Raw genomic sequence first — 16,878 nt, 5'->3', positions numbered from 1 at the left:
GGATTTTTTTATTTCATAAAAAATCTCAACTTTATCAGCCATCAATCTCCTTATAAAAACCGTACTGAAAGTTTCTCTATATCATGCATATTTGCTCCCCCCTCCTGAATAATATAGTACAACCTAGCGCTATATGTGGAGGTGTGAAAGATGAAACTAATATTTCAAATGGGAAAACAACCTGTTCTTGAAAAAACAATTCTTCTTTTTATATTGAGTATTGTAGAAAGCTTGAAGTTAAAAGTCGTTTCACTCGATGAAGCTCACCGATACATATTCAATTTAGAAGTACTTGAACTATTAATGGATCGGAACATCGATGATCAAGTACTGGAACTTATTCATTTCGGAATGGGACTTGAAGACATTCATCATGTGCTTCCTGAAGAACTTGAACATACAATTGAAGAATTAAAGTGGCTTTGTATCCAAGTATTAAGTGAGTACAGTATGCATGAAGAATCGGAACAATTAATTGAAGATATACGTTAAAAAAAGCACCTATGTAGGTGTGAAGTGACCCCCGAAAACGGGACACCAATCAAAACACCTAAACCACTTGTTCCCTAAATTCTTTAGGGGATAGGTGGTTTAATTTTTCTTGAATTCGCACACAATTGTAGTAATGAATGTATTCTAGCACAATCTTTCGCACAGTTGTGTTGGATACTTTTGTTATCTTTTGTGAATAGAAAGCTTCACTTTTTAAATGACCAAAGAAGCTTTCCATGACGGCATTATCATGGCAATTTCCTCTCCGGGACATGCTGGTGATAATGCCGTTTTCTTTGGCATACGCTTGAAATTCTTTTGCTGTATAAATACTTCCTTGATCTGAGTGAAGAAGGACATCTTTTACTTTTCGCCCTCTCATTGCTTGTTTTAATGTCTTCATCGCTAATGTCAGTGTTTGTGATTCGCTGATGACACAACTAATAATTTCACGATTAAAGGCATCCATAATCGTTGATAAATACAAAGTACGCTCTCCAAATAAGAGATACGTCACATCCGTAAACCATTTTTCATTTGGTCTGGATGCATCGAATTGGCGCTCCAATCGATGAGGGGCTACCATTGGCTCCGCACCATTGATATATTTCTTTTTCTTTCGACGTACTTTTGAAAGAATGTGATTTTGTCTCATGATTCGTAATACTTTTTTATGATTGACACACAGTCCCATTTTTCGAAGAGTAGCGGTCACTCTTCGATATCCATACCGGAATTTATGCCTAAGACAAACGTCCTTTATTTTCTCTTCTATACCATCTTTCAAATCTTCCGTTCGTTGTAACCAACGATAAAATGTGGAACGGGGTAATTCTAATACGTTACACAATTCTTTTACCGTTATTTTTGTTTTTACATTTTCCCATAAAGTAACTACAGTTTCTGGTTTCAGCCCCTTTCGATTTCCAGATACTTTCCCCATACAAGTAATTTTGTTTTTAGATGTTTATTTTCTAAACGTAGCTGTTCTAATTCACTGAGCTCTTTTGGTCCTTTTCCATAAGAATATTGTTTTCCTACAGGTTGTTGAAAACGATACGTTTGATCTGTACGATACCATTTCATCCATGTCTTAATTTGGGAAACATTTTTAATTCCGAGTTTCTCCATAATTGTACGATTTGAATAGCCGTCTTTCTTCATTTCAATCACTTTCCACTTTGTTTCTTCTGGGTAATGAACTCTTGTCTTCAAACGAAAAACACCTCCATTGAATTTGCATACTTAGTATGCGAATTCAGGAGGTGTTTTTTTCATGTACCACTATTCGGGTTCACTTCAGTGCTTTTAATGTTTTTTCAAACTATTTTTATACGCTTCAATATTTACTGGTAGCTCTTCCTCTTCCAAAGTATGTTCATTTACATCTTTATGAATGAACGCACCTTTAGGTGGTTGGTGATCATGCCCTTTTTTCTTATGATCAAATGCTTTCCCGCGTCCCATACAAATCCCCCTTTCTTAAAAGAAATCCGTATTAGTATGGAGAAAAGTACGTCGATATATGCAATCCCTTGCTGTATTTCCAAGGAAATACTCGAACCTTGTTTTCTACTCTCCTTACAACAACTGATCTATCCCGATAAGAATTAATAACACGCCCGCAATAACCGTAGCCCATTTCCCTAAGTATTCTGCTAAATATCGTTTTCCTACATACGCAAAACCACTTATGCAAATAAAACTAAACACCCCAGAAATAGTTGCTGTAAGCCAAAGGTTCAAGTTTGTTACTCCAGCATCAAATCCACCTGCAATATTATTAATAGACAACGCAATCCCTAAAACAATTGCTTCTGAAAAACTAATTGTTTTAGAACCATCAAAATCTGCTTTTTCTGGATCACGTAAAATCCCCATAAGTACATTACCATCTTTAGAGCCTACGGTATTTCTTTGCCCCAAGAAAGGCTGGCACAAAATAAACACACCGATTATCCCTAAAACGATTGCTCCAATCAAGTTTGCTGTAAACTCTGAAATAAATAACGCAATCCAGTTCCCAAAAAATCCAGCTAATAAAGTAAATAAAAAACCAAAAAATGCGATGATAAAATTGTTGAACCACGAAATTCTAATTTTACGAATGCCATATGCAATCCCAACACCTGCATTATCTAAATTAGAAGCAATCCCAATTAAAAAAATTGAAAATAGACCTGCCGTACTCATAAATAGCCACCCCTTTTTCTCACTTTTCAATGCATCTTATGAAAATGTTGAGCAACTGTGCCTGTCTGTTTCATATACATGTAATAAATACTCAACATTTTTTCAACAATAAAAAGGAGTGCCTTCGCTATGCCTAAAGAAAATCCAAATGAGCGGCTTAGTAGATTAATAAAAAAACTTTTAAAAGAACGTGCCTTATCTATGCGTCAACTCGGAATGCTTACAAATATTGATCCCGCAACAATCTCAAGAATTATGAATGGTAAACAACCGCCAAAACAAAAACACCTACAAAAATTCGCAGAATGTCTGCAAGTTCCACCCCAATTGTTATTTGATGAAATGTATCCGGATTCTCCTCACATTAATAAAGAAAAGACGGATATGTACACATCTCTTGATACAATTCAGCAAACGCTGCAATCCTCTAACTTATTCGATTTCGACTACACAACAACCCGCGTAAAACAAGAACTTGAAAACTATGAACGATATGCGCAAACAACAGAGGGTGAAAAACGTATTCATGAAAGTTTTGCAAGCAAGTTAGAACAAATTGATAGTGCTGGTCCTTTCATTGAACAATTAACGGATATGTATCAACAATTTTGCAATGAAACGATTTCAAAAGAAGAGCGTGCAGTTCTTGGCGGCGCATTACTGTATTTCATTTTATCGACAGATATTATTCCCGACTATCTCTTTCCAATTGGTTATTTAGATGATGCAATTGCTGTTGAATTAGCAAAAGAGAAATTAATCGCGCTAAAACGAAAGACATAGAAAAATAAAGAACTATTTCAGTTGTTTCTATCCAACTCTGAAATAGTTCACTAAAAAATCGTACAAGTATACATACCTGTACGATTTCAACATACTAATCTATTTTTTCGTATGACACCATTCATATATAAATGCTGTTATTACTTTTGTAAATTCAATTAACTGTTCTATTTCTACTTTCTCATTTATTGAATGAGCTTCCTCTAATGTACCTGGTCCGTAAATAACGGCCGGAATATGAAATTCACTAAACCAACCACCATCCGTTACCGTTGCAGACATATCTAAAATTGCATTTTTAGAAAGAATTGATTCGTGTACTGAGCTAAGCGTTTTTACAGCTGCATGTTCACTATCTATTTCTAAAGAAGGGAAAATTTCGCCACGATCCACAATCATTGATTCTCCGCCCCACTTAAATTGTGGTGGATTTTCACTTAGCCATGGATCGGCAGCTGCCACTTTCCCAATATACTCTTCAATTTCTTTTATTATTTGTTCATGTGTTTCATTCGGATAAAAGTGTACTGTTATCCATAACTGGCACTCATCCGCAATAAATGCTGCATGTCTTCCGCCTTCAATAACAGCTGGATTAATTGTTGTTGTTCCAGATGGATAGCCTTCATATGTTTTCATGACTGCCCAGTGACGCTCTAATTCTTGTAAACTTTGCACAATTTTCATCATTTTTTCAATCGCGCTCGCTCCGAATAAACAACCCCCTGCATGGATCATTTGCCTACGTGTTGCATCATGAAACGTTTGCGGGCTTTTCACAGTAATCCATCCAGTAATTACGCCGCCCTGTCCTTGCATATGTAAATCACTCGTATCCACTACGACTGCAAAATCAGCATCATACCCTCTTTTGCAGCATTGAAGTGTACCTGCTTCTCCCACTTCTTCCCCAATTACGGATTGAAAGATTAGATCTCCAGGTAATTCAATACCAGCTTCTTGTAATAGCTGAATAGCAAATAGTGCCCCAGCCAGTCCCCCTTTCATATCTGCCGCACCACGTCCAACTAACCAACCATCTTTTATAAATGGCTCAAACGGATTCGTTTCCCACGCCTCATCTGCTGTCACTTCAGCTACATCCATATGTCCATTAATAATAAGATTTTTATGTGTGTCACTTTCTATCCCTTTTTTCACCCCAACAACGTTCGGATCATTCGGATATACATCCCATTTATCAACACTAAAATTTCGTTTTCTTAAAAACTCTGCAACAAATTCTTGCGCCTCATTTGTGTTTCTCGCCGGTGGTGCTGGTGTTTCAAAACGAATTAAGGTTTTTGTAAGCTCTAGTAACTCATCTTTTCGTAAATCAATCTGTTCTAATAGCTGTGAAACTTCTTGATTCATCGCTAATCCCCCTTTGCATACATAATATGTTTCCAGCTTTATTTTCACAAAAAAAGAGACTGTTTACAATTTTACAGTCTCTAAATTACTCAATATTATAAACTTTCTACTTCTGTTGTATCTGTCTTTTCAATATGTTCTACTTTACGTGCCTTATTTCTTGTCGCACGGTAAAACAGTAAGCAAACAATCATAAATGGAATTCCACAATATAACGCCATTCTTTGTTCTGGAATAAAGGCCATACCAACAATTACTGTTACATTTAATACTAATGCAAGCAGTGGTACGAATGGATAAAGTGGTGTTTTAAATTTCAATTCTTTCACATCCCCACCCTGCTTTATATATGACCTTCTAGCTAATAAGTTAGATAGAGCAATAGATGCCCAAACTAATATCGCTCCGAACCCGGCAATAGAAAGTAGCCATAAATAAACTGTATCTTCCGCATAAATGCCTGATAGTAATGAAAGGCAACCTACAATTGTACTTACAATCAATGCATAAATAGGAACACCATTTTTAGATAACTTACCAAAAATCGGACTAATCATTCCTTGATTAGACATAGACCATAGCATACGAGAAGTTGCATATAATCCTGAATTCGCAACGGATAGAACCGCTGTAATAATAACGAAATTGATAATATCGGCTGCATAAGGAATACCAATTTTATCAAATACAACTACGAATGGACTTTCTATTACTCCCGCCTGTTGCCAAGGGAATAATCCTGCAAGAATGAAAATAGATAATACAAAGAACACGAGTATACGCCAAACTGTGTTATTAATTGCCTTCGGGATCGTTTTCTCTGGATTTTCACTCTCACCTGCTGCAATACCGACTAGTTCTGTTCCTTGGAAGGAAAAATTAACTGCAATCATGGTAATTAAAATAGCGGATAATCCATTTGGGAACAATCCACCATAATCAGTAAAGCTAGAGAACATCGGTGCTGGTTCATTTCCTTTCATATCTAGGAGACCAAACATTGCTGCCCCGCCCAAAATAATAAATGCAATGATTGTAATTACTTTAATACTTGCAAACCAAAATTCAACTTCTGCAAAACTCCTTGAAGATAACGCGTTGATAGCAAAAAGCAGTACCGCAAACACTACGCACCAAATCCATGACGATACATCTGGAAACCATCGTTTCATTAAAATACTAACTGCAATTAGTTCAATCCCTATCGTAGCTGACCAGTTTAACCATGACATCCATCCGACTACATAACCAGCTGCAGGGGAAATGTGCTTCGTAGCATACGTTTGATAAGATCCTGCGTCAGGCATTGCAACAGCTAACTCTCCAAGACAGAGCATCGTTAAATACATAACAAATCCTCCGACAAGATACGCTACAATCGCTCCTCCAGGACCAGCTTCATGAATTGTATACCCAGATCCTAAAAAAAGACCGGTACCAATAACTCCTCCAAGTGCAATCATAAATATGTGCCTGCTTTTCAATTCTCTTTTTAATCCTTGGTTTTGATTCATCATATAAATCCCCCCCTTTTCACTTTGTAAACCTATTAAATGTAAGCGTTTCAAAAATTCTTCATCGTAAAATAAATTATTAAAGAGTGCCAAATACATATCATGCTATTAATCACTACCTGTTATTAAAAGATCATCCCTCATTGTTATTAATAACTTTTGATCAGCGATAGCTTGTCCTTCTACTACTTCTAATGATTCAATATATCCACTTATTCCTACCTTAATTTCTACTTTCTGTTTATCTATCGTTTCAATTAACGCTAATTTCTCCCACTCATATACGTAAGAACTTTCCGTAACAAATAACTTCTCTACTTTCCCGTAACAAGGACTATACACGCCTTCTATAACCGTCTTCACCTTATAAACTCCTCCTTCTTATTAGTTGGTACTGAAACGTTGCATATCCCTCCTTTAAAAATTTCAATTATTATTTATGCAAAATGCGTACCAATCTCCAATTCCTATTTAAAATGAAGGTTTCTCACAAAAAATACTTCATAACCGCAAAATTTTTCTATCATTTAAGAAGTTTTAAAAGGAAAATAGCAAAAAAATTTTGCGGTTTTATAAGAATTTTAATAAAATTATAAAAAGTCAGTCTTCATAGGGTGAAATGAGGAGAAGATAATCTATGCGTACAGAAGAAATTAATTTAAAACAGATCATTGAAATGAATATGCTATATGAAACTTTACTCAATGAACTCGATATCGGGATTCATATTATTAATGAGGAAAGTAAGACGATTATCTATAACCGCAAAATGATGGAAATTGAATCAATGGAGCGCTCAGATGTGCTATATAAAAGTCCTTTAGAAGTATTCGTATTTGAAGAAAATAAAAATAGTACTCTTATAGAAGCATTAAAATTAGGAAAAACAAACAAAAATATAAAACAAACGTATTTTAACAATAAAGGGCAAGAAATTACGACGATTAACGATACGTTCCCTATAATAGAAAATGGAAAAATTAAAGGTGCTATTGAAATTTCAACAGAGATGAATCATTTCAAACAAACAATGAAAACAAGCTTTTCTCGAAAACAAAATAATAAGTTTACCTTTGATCACATAATCGGTAATTCTAGCGCTATTCAATCCGTCATTACAGAAGCTAAGAGAGTAATTCGTACATCCTCTTCTATACTTCTCGTAGGAGAAACAGGGACCGGTAAAGAACTATTTGCACAAAGTATCCATAATAAAAGCCAGCGTTCAGGCAAACCATTTATTTCACAAAACTGTGCCGCTATACCTGATACACTCATGGAAAGCTTATTATTTGGTACGAACCGCAGTGCATTTACAGGAGCTATTGATAAAGCTGGTTTATTTGAAGAAGCAAACGGAGGAACTTTGTTATTAGATGAGATTAATTCGTTAAGTCCAGCACTTCAAGCGAAGTTACTGCGAGCTATACAAGAAAAAACAATACGAAGAATCGGAGGCACACAAGAAAAAGAAATTGATGTTCGTATTATAGCAACTATTAATGAAGACCCACTTGAAGCTATGACACACAATCGATTGCGGGAAGACTTATATTACCGATTAAGCGTCGTTACTTTATGTCTCCCACCTTTACGTGAACGAAAAGAAGATATTCCTGCTCTTGTTCAGCACTTTATCGAAAAGTACAACATTCAATTTGGACTCGGCGTAACAGATTTAGATATACATGTAAGAGAATTCCTGTATGCATATGATTGGCCTGGAAATGTACGAGAATTGGAACATGTCATTGAAGGTTCAATGAATTTAGTTGAAGATGAACATATCATTACAGCGTTTCATCTTCCCAATCGCTTTCGCGAACGAATAAAAAAAGAATTCAATATGCAACCTCTCCTAACTAATAACGATACTGATGCGCCAAAAACGTTAAAGCACACAATAGAAGAAATGGAAAAGAACTACATCAATCAAATTTTGAAAGAGTATCACGGTAATATTTCACAAGCTGCAAAGTTTTTAGGGTTAAGTAGACAAAACTTACAATATCGAATTAAAAAATTGCATTTACACATATGAGGTGAATGTTTCTCCAAGTGCTAGAAATGGGAAAATATGTTACAATAAACATATAACATACTAGAAAGGAACGATATATATGAGTAATGATAACAAATTAAAGTTATTACAATACTTAGCCTTCTTCCCTACCATTGTATGTATGATGTTACTCATTGATATGAATGCCTATCCTTATGCAAAGCTATTCGCAGCAATTAGCGGCTCCTTTGCGGCTATTATGCTTGCTGCTTTTTGGAATTTGAAACTACGTATAAAAAACGAAAAATCTTCGTAATACTAAAAAAATCGAGCTACTTAGCCCGATTTTTTTATTTGCCATTAAAACTCCACATTCTCCAAATACAAACCACTCGCCTCAGCAAGACAATTAATTTGATTGCGTTGTTTCGCCTCTAAAATGTGTGGAATTGCTTCTGCATCTAATTGTCCTAATCCAACTTCAATTAATGCTCCAACAATTTTTCGTACCATGTTATGAAGGAATCCGTTACCACTCACTCTAATTTGTACAAATCCTGCCTCTTCCATCACATCAAGTGTATATACTTCTCGCACCATAGACTTTTTCTTTGATTTCGCGTTTGAAAAAGCAGTAAAGTCATGTGAACCAACTAAATGTTTCGCAGCCTCTTTCATGCTTTTCACATTTAATTTTTTATTCACATGCATGCTGTATTTACGCATAAATGGGTTCGTATGCTCTTCATTCCAAATTTTATACAGATATGTTTTTGCTTTAGAATTGTAACGAGCATGGAAGCGATCATGTACTTCTTCTACATTCGTAATACTAATATCATTAGGTAAATATTGATTTAAATATTTTTTCACTTTATGTTCCACTAACTTCTCATCACTTTGAAAGTTAGCAACTTGATTCAAAGCATGTACACCAGCGTCTGTTCTACTACAACCGATAATTTCAATTTCTTTTCCGACCATTTCAGAAATGACACTTTCGATTTTTCCTTGAATCGTATTATCGTTATTACCGAGACGTTGCCATCCTTTAAAACGTGCACCATCGTACTGAATCGTTAATTTATAATTGTTCATTTCATTCTCCTTCATAGAAAATATTCCCTCATATCGTGAGGGAATATAAATACACTTTACTTTCTAACAAGCTTCACTACATTCTCAACATGAGCTGTATGCGGGAACATATCAACTGGTTGTACATATTCCACTTCATAGCTCTTCATTAACGCTTGTACATCACGTGCTAATGAAGAAGGGTTACAAGATACGTAAACAACTTGTTTCGGCTTCACTTTTAAAATTGTTTCCAGTAATTTATCATCGCAACCTGTACGAGGTGGATCGACAACAATTACATCTGGACGCCATCCTTCTTTTACCCATTTCGGTAACCATTGTTCAGCTTTACCTGCTTCATATTTCGTATTTGTAAATCCGTGATGCTTCGCATTTTTTCTTGCATCTGCAATTGCTTCTGGAATTACATCCATACCACGTACTTCCGCTGCATCATTTGCAAGCCAAAGTCCGATTGTACCAACACCACAATACGCATCTACAATTTTCTCATTGCCTGTTAAAGCAGCGGCTTTTTTCGCTTCATTATATAATACAACCGTTTGTTCTGGATTCAACTGGAAGAATGCACGTGCAGATAATTCAAATGATAAATCACCAAGTGTTTCTTGAATTACTTCTTTTCCAGCTAATTTAAATGTTTTATCACCAAAAATAACAGATGTTTTACGCCAGTTTACATTTTGCATAATTGATTTAACAGCTGGCATCTGTTTTTGTACTTCTGTAATAAATTGTTCTTTATTTGGCAACTCTTCTTTTGTTGTAATCAGTGTAACTTGTACTTCCCCTGTTTGAACTGCAGTACGTGTCACAATTGTACGTACTAAACCTTTTTGTTTTTTCTCATTGTAAATAGAAACATTTAATTTTTCTAAAATACGTCTTACAACTTTTGTCGCTTCATTCGTTGCTTTATGTTGAATCATACAATGAGCAATATCAATTAACTGATGTGAGTTTTGTTTATATAGCCCTGTAATAACCTTTTCGTCTTTACGTCCCACTTGCAATTGACTCTTATTACGATAATGCCATGGATTTTCCATACCAAGCGTCGGACGAATTTTCTCTTCCAAACTGTTGTTCATATACTTCTCAAATGCTTGTACAACGATATCACGTTTTTGATTTAATTGTTCTTTATAGTCTAAATGTTGCAGCTGACAACCGCCGCACTCTTCATATACCGGACATGGTGCTTTCACGCGATGTGGTGAAGCTTTACGAACTTTTTTCACTTTCGCTTCAGCGAAGCCACGCTGAATTTTCGTCGTTTCTGCAACAACTTCTTCTCCTGGTAATGCTCCTGGAATAAAGACAACTTGTCTCTTAAAATAACCAACGCCTTCTCCGTTAATCCCAAGACGTTTAATTGTCACAGGAAACGTTTGACCAACTTCCAACTTACTCTCATGTTGCTTTTGTATCATTATTACACCTCTACTCTATACTTTTCCATAAATATAACGCTGCATAACTGCAGTATGGTTCACACTCTTGTTTCACTTTTTCTAAAAATGCATCATCAGGTTTATCCTCTAATTGAAATACACCTTGTACTGCACGCTGAATCCCAATATCCGCTTTCGGAAACATATTTTTCCGTCCAAGCCCGAACATTAAAAAATTTTGCACTGTCCATGTACCAATCCCCCTAATTGGTAACAATTGTGCTGAAACCTCTTCTTCCGCCTTGGTTTCTATACTCGCTAAATTTAATGTACCGCTAGCAATGCTTCGACCTAATCCTACTATATATTCAGCCTTTCGCTGACTAAACTTCTGCTCTCTCAATTCCTCTATTGAAATATTTGCTACTATTTCTGGAGTGGGGAAAAAGAATACACCGTTCTTCTCTGCTCCATATCGTTTCACAAACTGTTCTGTTAACGCAGTAGCAAATTTCAAATTTATTTGTTGATGAATGATACAGCGAAGAAGACAAGCAAAATAATCAAATTCTAAAATAATTGGAGTATAAGCATATGTTTCAAATAGTGGACGTAATGATGTGTTTAAAAAATGATTTTGTATATCTTGAAACGGTTCATTCCAATGAAAAATGGCCCTCATTCGTTTCATGACTTTCTCTGGATCTCCTGTCTGACTAGAAATCCAAAACTGTGGATTTTGAACAGTACCAATCCCTTGCAGGCGAACAACAATCTGTTCCTCGTCTATACAAAGCGGGACATAAATAACTTTCTCATCTAATTGAATGACGTTAAGAGGATCAAAAGATAAACGTTTTAATACTTCTTCAAAATGATACGGATACTCTAACGTAACATGTTCGCTCCACATACGTTTCCCCATCCTTTTTACACATCATTATAGCATGAGAAAACCGCAAGCATACATGCTTACGGTTGATTGCTTTTTACTAAGTCATCTAGACTTTTAAAATGATACCCTTTCTCGCGCAAATCATCAATGATTTTTGCAAGTGCTTCTGCATTATCTTTTGATATTGCATGAAGTAATAAAATAGATCCTGGATGAATCATCGTCATAACATTATTATGCGCATATTGCCATCCTCTTTGCTGATCTACTTTCCAATCCAAAAATGCAAGTGACCAAAATACATTATAATAGCCCATTTCTTTCGTAAGAGCTAACGTTCTTTCACTAAATACGCCGCGCGGAGGACGTACATATTTCACTTCTTTTTGCCCAGTTACTTTTTTAATTTCTTCCGTTACACTCGTTAATTCTTCACGAAGTTTCTCATCATTTACCGCTGTAAAATCAGGATGACTCCAAGAATGGTTTCCAATAATATGTCCTTCATCCTTCATTCTTAACAATAAATCTTTTTGTGTTTTAATGTAATGCCCCGTTACAAAGAAAGTTGCTGGTACTTTTTTCTCTTTTAATACATCTAAGATTTTCCCTGTGTATCCATTCTCATATCCATTATCAAATGTTAAATAAATATCTTTTTTCTTCGTATCTCCTAAATAAAAACCACCATTTTTTTGTAATAAATCTGTATATAACTTTCCTGCATCTGGTACTGTTTCATTTTTAGGACGCGGGATTCCCCAGTTATGTGGGGTATTTGTATAAGCTAGTGCCGAAACTGGAACAAGTGCCATCATAATTGAAAAAATGAGACCGATATATAACCATTTATATTTCATAAATAGTCTCCTTTCCATATATAATCGTACTTGTAGTTTCTGTTGCCTTGCATTCTTTCATGCTGAACATGTTTTTCTATATATACCAAAAAAATACATCTCGAATCATTCGAGATGCATTTTTTATTTACTTAAATACTGGCTCTTTAAAGCTAGCTAATTTTTCAAGTGATGTTTTATCAACATCTGCATGTAAGCTATTACCGTGGGAATCCATTGTTACAACTGCTTTAAATCCATCGATACGTAAATGCCACATTGCCTCTGGAATACCAAATTGTAAGAAATCAACATCTTTCACTTCTTTAATACATTCAGCATAATATTGCGCTGCACCACCGATTGCGTTTAAATATACACCGCCGTGTTCTTCTAAAGCCGCTAATGTTTTCGCACCCATACCGCCTTTTCCAATAACAGCGCGAATACCGAATTTCTTCATAATATCGCCTTGGTACGGTTCTTCACGAATACTTGTCGTTGGACCTGCCGCTTTAATTTGCCAATTGTCATTTTCATCTTTCACAACAACTGGACCACAGTGGTAAATAATTTGCCCATTTAGATCTACTGGACAATCGTTATCCATTAAATGCTTATGGATTGCGTCACGACCTGTATACATCATGCCATTAATTGTTACAACATCACCAACGCGAAGTTCACGAATTTGCTCTTCTGTAATTGGCGCTTGTAATACAATCTCACGTTGCTCTGTTTTTTCTTGTGCTTCTTGCTTCAGTGTATCGTCACCTTCTTGATATAACCAATCCATAATTTCACCTGTTTCAGGATGGATTGTTACACCAAGGCGACGATATGCCCAGCAATTATACGCCACAGATACGTAGAAGCTAGCTGGCAGACGGTTATACACGCCAATTTTACAGCCAAGTAAAGTTGTTTCTCCGCCAAATCCCATCGTACCAATGCCAAGCTTATTCGCATTTTCTAATACGTACTCTTCAAGTTGTTGTAACTCTGGAATTGGATTGACATCATCTAATGTACGGAATAATTGATTTTTTGCTAATTCGTAACCTGATGTGCGGTCTCCCCCGATACCAACACCAATTACACCTGCACTACATCCTTGACCTTGTGCTTGATATACTGCATGAAGAAGGCATTTACGAATCCCTTCTAAATCACGGCCAGCTCGTCCAAGTCCTTCTAATTCACATGGTAAGCTATACTGAATGTTTTTATTCTCACAGCCACCACCTTTTAGGATTAAACGTGCATCAATATAATCTTTTTCCCATTGCTCAAACTTAATAACTGGTGTACCTGGTCCTAAATTATTTCCACTATTGTCTCCAAAAAGAGAATCAACAGAATTTGGACGAAGTTTACCATCTTTTGTCGCCCGCTCAAGCGCATTATAGATAGCTTCCTTCAACTTTAATTGATTCAGACCAACTGGTGTATAAATTTTAAACGTTGGCATCCCTGTATCTTGGCAAATTGGTGAGATGTTATCATCAGCCATTTTAATATTATTTGTAATTGTGCCAAGTGCCATCGCAGAACGAGTCCCTGCATTTTCTCGCTCTTTCGCTTGTTGAATCGCACGACGAACATCTTTCGGTAAGTTCGTTGACGTTTCAACAATTAGTTGATACATGCTTTCTTGAAGCTTTTCCATTGTTACTTCCCCCTCAATTGTGAACGCTACCAAAACGTTATGAGCTGAAAATTTCATTGTTATGCTCTTTAGCTTTTTATTTGTTTCAAGCTATTCAAGCATAAATGAAATTTTTCACAACTTGATTATACCTCTTTTTCTATCGTCCTTCTATTATCCGCACAGAAAAAGGCTACCAAATTGGAATTGGCAGCCTTTTTAATATATTATTCGTCTTTTTTAAATTGCTCACATTTTAATTCTAATTCATCTAACATTGCAAGAAGACGATCTACATCTTCTAATTCTACTTCTTCAGGTTCAATTGTATCAATTACTTCAATGAACATATTTAAACGTTCTTTTAAATATACTAATTGTGTATCTTTATCTTGAATTGCTTTTCCCATGAAGGCACTCTCCTTTTAATTCGAGTTGCTTTTATTATACCGCAAAAATGATTACAATGGGTATGTAATTTCATCAATTTTGTCACGGTTATTCGCTATAATGTAAGCCCTCTCTCTTTTTCCTCTAAAAAGTTTCGCTTTATAAAAAGCACATATTCTTCTATTATAGAGAATGGACAAATTGTTATTTCAATAGTCAAAGGAGTATTTCATATGACGATATCACAAAAAATGAAGCCGATTACTCCTTCTTACGATCCATGGGAAGCGTATATGGACCTTGAAGAGTACGGCAAACTACTATTAACAAATGTTGAATTTACAACGACGACGTTATGCAATATGCGCTGTGAGCATTGCGCTGTTGGTTACACGTTACAGCCGAAAGACCCGAATCCGCTTCCGATGGATCTTTTATTAAAACGATTAGATGAGATTCCTCATTTACGTTCTTTAAGTATTACTGGCGGAGAACCTATGCTTTCAAAAAAATCCGTCGACAACTATGTAACACCACTCTTAAAATACGCCCACGAACGAGGTGTTCGCACTCAAATCAACTCAAACTTAACTATAGATTTAGCACGTTACGAACAAATTATTCCCTATTTAGACGTATTGCATATATCTCATAACTGGGGAACAATTGACGACTTCGTTGAAGGCGGATTTGCAATGATGGAGCGTAAACCTACGTATGAACAGCGTGCAAAATTATTTGAACGTATGATCACAAATAGTAAAGCTCTATCAGATGCAGGTGTACTCGTATCAGCCGAAACGATGTTGAATAAACGAACTCTACCACACATTGAGCATATTCATCGTCAAATCGTTGATGAAATGGGATGTAAACGTCATGAGGTTCACCCAATGTATCCAAGTGACTTCGCGAGTAATCTAGAGATTTTAACAAAAGCTGAAATTCGTGATGCAATTGAGCATTTACTAGAAATTCGCGATGAAAATGTATGGATGTTATTTGGAACTTTACCTTTCTATGCTTGTAGCGATGATGAGCGAGACATTGCCACATTTAAAAAATTACAAAAGAGCAAAAATGTAACTGTTCGTAACGATCCAGATGGCCGTTCTCGTTTAAATGTAAATATTTTTGATGGAAATATTATTGTAACGGACTTTGGTGATGTTCCACTTCTAGGTAACATTCAAACAAATACGTTACAAGAAGCGTATGAAAAATGGAGCGCTTCAAAAACAGCAAAATCATTAAGCTGTCACTGTCCAGCAGTAAAATGTCTTGGACCGAATGTTCTTGTAAAAAACAGCTACTATCCAACCGAAGATTTCTTATCAAAAACAGCAAATATTACATTATAAAAAAACGTCAGCTTATAAGCTGACGTTTTTTATCTTATTGCGAATGAGAAGAAGAAATGAATTTAAAATATAAATGATCATGAATTGGGATAGCGGCTCCAATTCCTTGAGAAGTAATATTTTTTACAACAAGCCTTTTTTGATTTCCTTTTAATACGAGATATACTTCTCCAAATGTTACTTTCCCTTTTTCATTTACTGCTGGTGTATAAGCATATAAATATCCAAGTTGACTCGGACTAATATTATACACACGCTCATGCCCTGTACCATAACCAATAGTCGTTTTAAATGAAAGTGGCAATTGTACTTTTTCAAGTGCTTTGAGAAGCATCATTTTTTTCACATCTGCAGCATCTTTCATATCTGCTGTTAAATCACCTTCAACCGTCTTTTGTGTTTCTTGCTTATAGCGTAGTGGATATAGGCGATCTCCTCCGCGATTATCGTACACATTGCGATTTACTTGTTTATATTCCCAATTAACCGATGTATCAATCGATTCATAATGTAAAGCCCATTGCCCTAAATAAATCTTTGCTCGGTACCCTACCGCAAGCGGCGCATTCGAAATTGTTGTTTCATTAAACATTCGAATTAAGTCCGGATTTTCAATTTTAATATTTGCTGTTTTTAATAATTCTTGAGCAAACTTACTCGGCTGTAAACGCGGTAAATCTTGCGCATCATTTGGAAACGTATTGTCTTTAGAAATATTTAAAACAGATGAAGGCATTTTTGTTTCTACTGTTGTCTTTGCAAAGCCACTGTTAGGAAATAATAAAATAAACGAGACCATAGTTGAAAGACATATGCTGTATACTCGTTTCACCTGTCTGGCTCCTTCCTACATAAAGGTATATATACTACTTCGTTTATTGTTTTCTCTGAG

General features: G+C 35.7%; 18 protein-coding genes. 5 read left to right on the top strand and 13 right to left on the bottom strand.

The window, feature by feature from the left end; translation table 11 throughout:
- The first annotated feature begins 150 nt into the window (after positions 1 to 150).
- Positions 151 to 492 (top strand): DUF3969 family protein, encoded by a 342-nt coding sequence (locus EGX95_RS28980; RefSeq protein WP_000766603.1) that lies wholly within the window; start codon positions 151 to 153, stop codon positions 490 to 492.
- Positions 493 to 550: 58 nt separating this feature from the next.
- Here EGX95_RS28980 and EGX95_RS28975 read toward each other — a convergent pair.
- From EGX95_RS28975 to EGX95_RS28970, 3 genes are all read right to left on the bottom strand, one after another.
- A protein-coding gene (locus EGX95_RS28975; protein ID WP_085962608.1) for an IS3 family transposase occupies positions 551 to 1,707 on the bottom strand; the annotation gives its coding sequence in 2 pieces (ribosomal slippage) (positions 551 to 1,455 and positions 1,455 to 1,707; 1,158 coding nt in all).
- A gap of 93 nt (positions 1,708 to 1,800) precedes the next feature.
- Complete coding sequence (locus tag EGX95_RS30580; protein WP_000532409.1) at positions 1,801 to 1,959, bottom strand: hypothetical protein; 159 nt, start codon at positions 1,957 to 1,959, stop codon at positions 1,801 to 1,803.
- A gap of 114 nt (positions 1,960 to 2,073) precedes the next feature.
- Positions 2,074 to 2,685: a manganese efflux pump gene (locus EGX95_RS28970; RefSeq protein WP_000100725.1), complete on the bottom strand. Its 612-nt coding sequence runs from the start codon at positions 2,683 to 2,685 to the stop codon at positions 2,074 to 2,076.
- Positions 2,686 to 2,814: 129 nt separating this feature from the next.
- Here EGX95_RS28970 and EGX95_RS28965 point away from each other — a divergent pair, with 129 nt between their 5' ends.
- Positions 2,815 to 3,468: a helix-turn-helix domain-containing protein gene (locus EGX95_RS28965; protein ID WP_001123719.1), complete on the top strand. Its 654-nt coding sequence runs from the start codon at positions 2,815 to 2,817 to the stop codon at positions 3,466 to 3,468.
- A gap of 99 nt (positions 3,469 to 3,567) precedes the next feature.
- Here EGX95_RS28965 and EGX95_RS28960 read toward each other — a convergent pair whose 3' ends face one another.
- From EGX95_RS28960 to EGX95_RS28950, 3 genes are all read right to left on the bottom strand, one after another.
- Positions 3,568 to 4,842 (bottom strand): acetylornithine deacetylase, encoded by a 1,275-nt coding sequence (locus tag EGX95_RS28960; protein ID WP_001071202.1) that lies wholly within the window; start codon positions 4,840 to 4,842, stop codon positions 3,568 to 3,570.
- A gap of 95 nt (positions 4,843 to 4,937) precedes the next feature.
- Positions 4,938 to 6,359, bottom strand: a complete 1,422-nt coding sequence (locus EGX95_RS28955) for an amino acid permease (RefSeq protein WP_000981869.1) — start codon at positions 6,357 to 6,359, stop codon at positions 4,938 to 4,940.
- A gap of 105 nt (positions 6,360 to 6,464) precedes the next feature.
- A complete protein-coding gene (locus tag EGX95_RS28950) occupies positions 6,465 to 6,719 on the bottom strand; it encodes a biotin/lipoyl attachment domain-containing protein (protein WP_000859493.1) in 255 nt (84 codons plus the stop codon).
- A 274-nt stretch (positions 6,720 to 6,993) separates the two neighbouring features.
- Here EGX95_RS28950 and EGX95_RS28945 point away from each other — a divergent pair, with 274 nt between their 5' ends.
- A complete protein-coding gene (locus tag EGX95_RS28945; RefSeq protein WP_063246782.1) occupies positions 6,994 to 8,397 on the top strand; it encodes a sigma-54 interaction domain-containing protein in 1,404 nt (467 codons plus the stop codon).
- A 79-nt stretch (positions 8,398 to 8,476) separates the two neighbouring features.
- Positions 8,477 to 8,674: a hypothetical protein gene (locus tag EGX95_RS28940; protein ID WP_000063914.1), complete on the top strand. Its 198-nt coding sequence runs from the start codon at positions 8,477 to 8,479 to the stop codon at positions 8,672 to 8,674.
- A gap of 44 nt (positions 8,675 to 8,718) precedes the next feature.
- On the opposite strand, the gene truA is transcribed toward EGX95_RS28940, so the two are convergent.
- The 6 genes from truA to EGX95_RS28910 all read right to left on the bottom strand — a co-directional run bounded on the left by truA (position 8,719) and on the right by EGX95_RS28910 (position 14,645).
- On the bottom strand, positions 8,719 to 9,456 hold the full coding sequence (truA, locus tag EGX95_RS28935; protein WP_001067307.1) for a tRNA pseudouridine(38-40) synthase TruA: 738 nt from the start codon (positions 9,454 to 9,456) through the stop codon (positions 8,719 to 8,721).
- A gap of 56 nt (positions 9,457 to 9,512) precedes the next feature.
- A complete protein-coding gene (gene rlmD / locus EGX95_RS28930) occupies positions 9,513 to 10,892 on the bottom strand; it encodes a 23S rRNA (uracil(1939)-C(5))-methyltransferase RlmD (protein WP_000615216.1) in 1,380 nt (459 codons plus the stop codon).
- 10 nt (positions 10,893 to 10,902) lie between these two features.
- Complete coding sequence (locus EGX95_RS28925; RefSeq protein WP_000269436.1) at positions 10,903 to 11,766, bottom strand: DNA-3-methyladenine glycosylase family protein; 864 nt, start codon at positions 11,764 to 11,766, stop codon at positions 10,903 to 10,905.
- Between the two features lie 59 nt (positions 11,767 to 11,825).
- Positions 11,826 to 12,608, bottom strand: coding sequence for a delta-lactam-biosynthetic de-N-acetylase (gene pdaA, locus EGX95_RS28920; RefSeq protein ID WP_000875957.1), 783 nt, complete (start codon positions 12,606 to 12,608; stop codon positions 11,826 to 11,828).
- 127 nt (positions 12,609 to 12,735) lie between these two features.
- Positions 12,736 to 14,256 (bottom strand): class I fumarate hydratase, encoded by a 1,521-nt coding sequence (gene fumA / locus EGX95_RS28915; RefSeq protein WP_000413498.1) that lies wholly within the window; start codon positions 14,254 to 14,256, stop codon positions 12,736 to 12,738.
- A gap of 206 nt (positions 14,257 to 14,462) precedes the next feature.
- A complete protein-coding gene (locus EGX95_RS28910; RefSeq protein ID WP_000513558.1) occupies positions 14,463 to 14,645 on the bottom strand; it encodes an SE1561 family protein in 183 nt (60 codons plus the stop codon).
- A gap of 213 nt (positions 14,646 to 14,858) precedes the next feature.
- On the opposite strand from EGX95_RS28910, the gene yfkAB reads away from it, so the two are divergent.
- Entirely contained in the window at positions 14,859 to 15,986 is a 1,128-nt protein-coding gene (yfkAB, locus tag EGX95_RS28905; RefSeq protein WP_000156010.1) for a radical SAM/CxCxxxxC motif protein YfkAB, read from the top strand.
- Positions 15,987 to 16,020: 34 nt separating this feature from the next.
- Here yfkAB and EGX95_RS28900 read toward each other — a convergent pair whose 3' ends face one another.
- Positions 16,021 to 16,818: a YfkD famly protein gene (locus EGX95_RS28900; RefSeq protein WP_001992424.1), complete on the bottom strand. Its 798-nt coding sequence runs from the start codon at positions 16,816 to 16,818 to the stop codon at positions 16,021 to 16,023.
- Between the last annotated feature and the right edge of the window lie 60 nt (positions 16,819 to 16,878).

This window comes from Bacillus sp. FDAARGOS_527, assembly GCF_003812125.1.
Classification (GTDB): Bacteria; Bacillota; Bacilli; order Bacillales; family Bacillaceae_G; genus Bacillus_A; species Bacillus_A paranthracis.
Note: the sequence above shows the minus strand (reverse complement) of the source record. Positions and strands in the feature narration are given on the sequence as shown.